Origin of the sequence: Herpetosiphon sp. (assembly GCF_003512625.1) — a bacterium.
Lineage (GTDB): Bacteria > Chloroflexota > Chloroflexia > Chloroflexales > Herpetosiphonaceae > Herpetosiphon > Herpetosiphon aurantiacus.
Genome location: NZ_DOPT01000096.1, coordinates 21302 through 27757 on the forward strand (window position 1 = coordinate 21302; position 6456 = coordinate 27757).

Below are 6456 nucleotides of genomic sequence, written 5' to 3' on the forward strand. Positions count from 1 at the left end.
CTCTCCCACTGCGGCGGGAGAGGGGAGTTCCCCCCTTCATACTGAGCTATTTCCCCCTCGCCTCGCTGGCGGGAGAGGGGGCTAGGGGGTGAGGGCATGTCAACCGAGTTCGCTCTTATGGTAGCTTAAGCCGTGTGGCGACGCAAAAAATACATCTGGCTATCGAAGGGTTCTTCGCCAGCAGGTGGCAAATGACAGCCATATAAACCATTAGGCAGCAAAATTCGCGCTTTGGCGGTATCGCGCCATGCCACGCCCAAGATTTCTTCACGAATATAGTTCAACAAACTTGGGTCTTCAATTGGGAATAAAACCTCAACTCGGCGATCTAAATTGCGCTCCATCAAATCGGCGCTGCCAACATACAATTGCTCATCGCCGCCATTGCGAGCATAATACAGACGGCTATGCTCCAAAAAGCGCCCAACAATACTCTTAACTTGGATGGTTTCGCTCAAGCCTTCAACCCCAGGCCGCAGCGAACACATGCCCCGAACCAGCAATTGAATTTCAACCCCAGCCTGCGAAGCCCGATAGAGCAATTGAATGATGTTTGGGTCAACCAGCGAATTCATTTTGAAAATTAATTTGCCGCTCCGCCCAGCTTGTTGATGTTGAATCTCGCGCTCGATCATATGGGTCAAGCGGCGGCGCAAATTGATCGGGGCAATCCACAATTTGCGAAATTGGCTTTGGCGCGAATAGCCCGTCAGAAAATTAAACAAATCCGAGGCATCAGCCCCAAAATCAGGATTACAGGTCAGCAAACCAAGGTCGGTATAAATATTGGCAGTCACGGCGTTGTAATTGCCAGTGCCAAGGTGTAAATAACGTGATACGCCATCGCGCTCTTTACGCACTACCAAGGCCACTTTGCAGTGCGTTTTCAAGCCCATCAAGCCATAAACCACATGTACGCCTTCACGTTCCAAGGCCTTGGCCCATTCAATATTGTTTTCCTCATCGAAACGTGCCTTGAGTTCGACCAACACCGCCACCTGCTTATCGTTCTCACGCGCTTTGAGCAAGGCTTTAACAATTGGCGAATTCGAGCCAACCCGATAGAGCGTTTGTTTAATCGCCAACACATTTGGGTCACGTGCCGCTGCTTGCAGAAAATCTACCACTGGCATAAATGAATCATAAGGATGATGCAATAGCACATCGCGGCGTTGCACCACATTAAAAATATCTTCGCCAGTTGAGAGCACCGCTGGCACACTGGGCTTGAATGGTGGCAACTTCAACTGCCAACGATCCAAGCGCACGACACTCATGAGGCTGCTCAAATCGAGCGAACCATTCAACTGATAAACATCATCGCGCTCAACCTCAAGATTATCGATCAGCAAATCGACAATTCGTGGCGGCATGGTTGAGTGAACTGAAAGCTTGGTGACTGAGCCAAAACGGCGTTGACGCACACCTGCCTGAATCGTCTCAAGCAAATCGGCGGCTTCATCTTCTTCAATTTCGACATCGGCGTTGCGAATCACCCGAAACGTGTAGGCCTCAGAAACCTGTACGCCAGGAAAGAGCGTGCTAATATTTTCGGCGATAATTTGTTCAAGCCAAGTATAACAAACGGTATTTGGATGCTCGCTGGGCACGCTGACCAAGCGTGGCAACGAAGCCGGCACTTTGATTCGCGCAAAATGCTCGTCGCTGTCGGGGTCTTGAATCACAACCGCCAAGTTGAGGCTCAAATTAGAAATATGCGGGAAGGGATGGCCTGGATCAAATGCCAAGGGGGTCAGCACCGGAAAAATCTCATGATCAAAATAATTTTTGAGCCATGCCTGTTGATGAATCGAAAGCTGGCTGTATTCTTGGATAAACACCCCTTCGGCGGCCAGTTTGGGCTGCAAATCTTGGATGAAACAGGCTCGTTGTAGTTCCATCAAGGGGGCAACTGCTGCCCGAATTGCGCGTAATTGCTCAAGCGGCGTTTTGCCATCGGCTGAGCGTTCAAAGACCCGCGCCGCAACTTGCTGGCGAATCCCCGAAACCCGAATCATAAAAAACTCATCGAGATTGGTGCTGAAAATCGCCAAAAATTTCACGCGCTCCAACAATGGCAATGAAGGATCAAGGGCTTCCTCTAAAACGCGCCGATGAAACGCCAACGAACTCAATTCACGATTCAGGAAATTTCGTGGGTCAGCCAGATTTAGTGGTTCAGCAACTGTGTCGGGTATCAACAACTCAGTCATGGGACGCTTCTTTCCACATTCAAGATCAAAACGGCGTTGCCATTGTACGGCAAAAAGTGTGCCCCACAACCAGTAAACCTACGACAATGGCTAAATTTAACCAAGGTTTAAAGAAAAAACTGATCGCGCCGCTCATCCTCGTGGATCGCCCCGGTAATCGCTAGAATGCCAATCCAGAAGCCGCGCGACACCCGGTAGCAGAACAATTGAAAAATACTCAGCACGCCAATTAACCCAGCAGTACCCAGAATTAAATGGTCAGGCCATTGCCAAACCAAAATTAATGCTCCAGCAAAGCCAAGTGCTACGGTGATGGTTAATGAAATCCCCATTGCCCCAGTACTTTGATCGCCAGTTCCTTCAAAGCGTAAGCCACATGCAGGGCAACCCTCAATTAGGCCAAAAAATGTTTTGAACATGTGCCCATAGCCACATGTGGGGCAACGCCCACCCAAACCACGCCAGAGCATCAAAAGTGCATTAAACATCATCAACCTTTCGTTGCTAGATTTGCTAAAACCCGTTGTGAGTAATCCTTAAGTCCTGTTATAGCCTAGGACAGGCCTAAAAACATGTGCATAGAGATGCTTTATGCTGTATGATAGCGAAAATTACTCCGAAATGAGCAGCAAACTCACGCTTGCCGAGTAGCAATATCATACGTATAATAGGCACATACTCCATACGCAAGCTTTTGTTGTGGCTCATCTTCGCGTTCGACTTCAGGGAGGCCGCTTGGACATCGTTAATATTCCAATTCTTAAGATCGAGAACTTTTTAATTGCTTCGGTTCAGGTTGCCCTGTATGACATGCAAGCAATTCAGTTCAAAGACGCGGTTCTCCAGAAGATCTATGAGACCAAAGCAAAAGGGGTCATCATCGATCTAACGGCGATGGATGTATTAGACAGCTTCGTAGGCCGCTTGATTAGTGATATTGCGGCGATGGCTCGCCTGATGGGGACAACCGTTGTTATTACAGGGTTGCAACCTGCCGTCGCAATTACGTTGGTGGAGCTTGGGCTTGAGTTGCCTGGTGTCACAACGGCGCTGAATTTGGAAAAAGGCATCGCTAAGTTGCGGCTGATTACGGAGAACAATGCGGATGGCAATGCCTAATAAAGTCATCACAATTCAGAGCGACCTCGACATTGTGGCGGCACGGATGGCGGCCCGCGATATGGCTAAGGCAATGGGCTTTGGCGCTATCGACCAAGCACGGATTGCTACCGCGATCTCCGAACTGGCGCGGAATATTTATCTCTACGCCGGTGAAGGTACTGTCACTGTCAGTGAAATTCAACAGGGGCTCCGCAAGGGGCTTCAGGTCGTTTGCGAAGACCAAGGGCCAGGGATCGAGGATATTAGCCTCGTGATGCAGGATGGCTATACCACCTCTAAGGGGATGGGGATGGGCATGCCAGGTGCAAAACGGCTCATGGATGAGTTCGAAATTGAGTCGGTGGTCGGCGAAGGTACCAAAATTACCTGCCGCAAATGGAAACGCCCCTAAACAACCGATCAGCATTCACCCCGACCAAGAGCAGCACCTGCTGCTCTTTATTATTTAACTAGAATAGGACGCTTCCAAGGACAAAAAGATGGACAACATGGCGGACAACACGATCGTATTATCGCGATACAATCAGTGTGTGATCATCAACAACCATTTGTTGGAGGAAGTTCGTCTATGGCAGACACACTCAAGATTGTTGGGATTTCGGGCAGCTTGCGCAAGGATTCGTATAACACGGCGTTATTGTGGGCTGCGGCTGGGTTAATGCCCGATGGCGTGGAGTTCAACATTATCCTATTGCATGATATTCCGTTATTCAATGAGGATGTTGAGCAACACGGCTTCCCAAGCAGCGTGCAACATCTACGCCAAGCAATTAGTGAAGCCGATGCTGTACTGATTGCCACGCCTGAGTACAACTACTCAATTCCTGGCGTGCTGAAAAATGCGCTCGATTGGGCTTCGCGGCCTGGTAGCGCTGGCGAGATGCCACTGAGCGGCAAGCCCTTGGGAATTATTGGCGCAAGCGTCGGAGCCTATGGCACTGCTCGCGGTCAGCACCATTTACGCCAAGTGACCGTCAATACCAACATGCATCCCTTAAATAAACCTGAGGTGATGATTACCTTCGCAGACAAAAAGTTTAGCGATGGTCAATTACACGATGAACCAACCCGCAAGGTTGTACGTAACCATTTAGAAGCGCTTGTGGCTTGGACGAAACGGTTAAGTCAATAAATAGTTAACTTAGGGCAACCGGGTCGTCGCATGTTCACACAAAGGAGTGTTGATTATGTCGATTTTGGGCTTACATCATATTACAATTGTTAGTGCAGACGCGCAGCGAACTGTTGATTTTTACACTGGCGTACTGGGGCTGCGTTTGGTCAAGCAAACCGTGAATTTCGACGATCCCGGTTCCTATCATCTTTATTTTGGCGATCAGCATGGCTCTGCTGGTACGATTATCACTTTTTTTGAATGGCCACGTGCGCCGCGCGGGGCAACTGGCCTTGGTGGCACGCACCACTTGGCGCTGAGCGTTACCAACGAGCAAGCTTTGCTCAAATGGAAACGCCGTTTGCTCGACGCTAAAGTGCGGGTCAACGGCCCCTACGATCGCAACTATTTCAAATCGCTGTACTTCCGTGATCCCGATGGTACAATTCTCGAAATTGCGACCAAAGGCCCAGGCTGGACAGTCGATGAGCCATTGGAAAGCCTTGGACAAACAGCCTTGATGCCACCCAAAGAATTGATGAGCAGTAATCGTAACGAATGCGATATTGCCACGATCAATTGGCCGGAACCAGTGCCCGAAATTACCGCCGATATGTCGTTGCACGAAGGCTTGCACCATATTTCAGCGATTGGAGCAAGCGTCGAGCGTTCGCACGAGTTTTATGCAGGCATTTTGGGCTTGCAACGGGTCAAAATGACCTATAACTTCGATGATCCAACCTCGGCGCACTGGTATTGGGGCAGCGAGAATGGCAAGCCAGGCACGGTCATGACGTATTTTGAGCGTGATCCAGCGCATACCCGGCCTGTGCGCATGGGTGCTGGCCAAACCCATCATATTGCTTTTGCAGTGGCCAACGACGATGAGCAGTTAGCATGGCGCGAACGCTTGTTGAGTTTTGGCAAACGGGTTTCGCCAGTGCAGGATCGCACCTATTTCAAAAGCATTTATACCAACGATCCCGATGGGCATATCATTGAGTTGGCAACGCTTGGGCCTGGTTTTGCAGTCGATGAACCAGTTGAGCAATTGGGCAAAACGCTGAAATTGCCACCATGGCTCGAAACTCAACGCAGCCTAATCGAAGAACATCTTACGCCGTTGGTTATTCCATGTAGCAAATTGGCAGTGGTGGAGCAAAGTCATGCATTCTAATCCGATTATTCAAACTGGAACTAACCTCGAAAACGCCACAGGAGCCATGATTATGCTGCATGGACGCGGCGCTGATGCTGCCAGCATCCTCAGTTTGAGCCAAGCATTTGAGCGGCCAGATTGGGCCTATCTTGCGCCCCAAGCCGATAATCATACCTGGTATCCACAGCGTTTTGTCGAGCCAGTCGCGGTCAATCAACCAGCACTCGATTTTGCCTTGGCAGCGGTTGGTCGCGCCGTGGCCGAGGCCGAAGCTCTCAAGATTCCGCGCAATAAGATTGTGGTGTTGGGTTTTTCGCAGGGTGCATGTTTGGCCTTGGAATGGGTGGCCCGCTATGGTCAGGGCTTGGCTGGCGTAATTGCGCTCAGCGGCGGCCTGATTGGCGCTGGCACGCATTTGACCAGCTATAGCACGAACCTCGCAGGCACAACGGCATTTCTCGGCTGTAGCGACCGTGATTTTCATATTGCTGCCGAACGGGTGCGCGAAAGTGCTAGCGTTTTTGAGCAAGCTGGGGCCATCGTCGATCTGCGGCTTTACCCAAATATGGGCCACACCGTCAACGACGATGAAATTAGCGCAATTCAAGCTTTGTTGGGCAAGTTAGTTTAGTTGGTAGCATGCCCTCATCCCCAACCCTTCTCCCACTGCGGCGGGAGAAGGGCCTTCTACCCATCAGGATTGGATGGTTCCCCCTCGCCTGCTGGGCGGGAGCAGGGGCGAGCTTACAAGGGTCGGTTTTCGCTGTGACCCACGGATACGCTGGTTCATCGATGAATGCATACATATCCTTGATTGCCCTTGAGGGGGTGCAGGGGGATTAAAGCCC

At 50.4% G+C, this 6456-nt stretch carries 7 protein-coding genes; 5 read left to right on the plus strand and 2 right to left on the minus strand.

Annotated features, from left to right (window positions below):
* Window positions 1-125: 125 nt before the first annotated feature.
* Together ppk1 and DEF47_RS21305 are read right to left on the minus strand one after the other, a co-directional pair.
* Window positions 126-2213 carry a polyphosphate kinase 1 gene (ppk1, locus tag DEF47_RS21300; protein ID WP_012190221.1) on the minus strand — a complete coding sequence of 696 codons (2088 nt, stop codon included), beginning with the start codon at window positions 2211-2213 and terminating at the stop codon, window positions 126-128.
* A gap of 107 nt (window positions 2214-2320) precedes the next feature.
* Window positions 2321-2704, minus strand: a complete 384-nt coding sequence (locus DEF47_RS21305; protein WP_041304520.1) for a DUF983 domain-containing protein — start codon at window positions 2702-2704, stop codon at window positions 2321-2323.
* A gap of 244 nt (window positions 2705-2948) precedes the next feature.
* On the opposite strand from DEF47_RS21305, the gene DEF47_RS21310 reads away from it, so the two are divergent.
* The 5 genes from DEF47_RS21310 to DEF47_RS21330 all read left to right on the plus strand — a co-directional run bounded on the left by DEF47_RS21310 (window position 2949) and on the right by DEF47_RS21330 (window position 6239).
* Entirely contained in the window at window positions 2949-3332 is a 384-nt protein-coding gene (locus DEF47_RS21310) for an STAS domain-containing protein (RefSeq protein ID WP_012190223.1), read from the plus strand.
* Window positions 3313-3726, plus strand: a complete 414-nt coding sequence (locus DEF47_RS21315; RefSeq protein ID WP_012190224.1) for an anti-sigma regulatory factor — start codon at window positions 3313-3315, stop codon at window positions 3724-3726. Before DEF47_RS21310 ends, DEF47_RS21315 begins: the two co-directional genes overlap by 20 nt.
* Window positions 3727-3903: 177 nt before the next feature.
* On the plus strand, window positions 3904-4467 hold the full coding sequence (locus DEF47_RS21320) for an NADPH-dependent FMN reductase (protein ID WP_012190225.1): 564 nt from the start codon (window positions 3904-3906) through the stop codon (window positions 4465-4467).
* A gap of 55 nt (window positions 4468-4522) precedes the next feature.
* Window positions 4523-5626, plus strand: a complete 1104-nt coding sequence (locus DEF47_RS21325; RefSeq protein ID WP_012190226.1) for a VOC family protein — start codon at window positions 4523-4525, stop codon at window positions 5624-5626.
* Window positions 5616-6239, plus strand: coding sequence for an alpha/beta hydrolase (locus DEF47_RS21330; RefSeq protein ID WP_012190227.1), 624 nt, complete (start codon window positions 5616-5618; stop codon window positions 6237-6239). The genes DEF47_RS21325 and DEF47_RS21330 overlap by 11 nt, the downstream gene beginning before the upstream one ends.
* The last annotated feature ends 217 nt before the right edge of the window (window positions 6240-6456 follow it).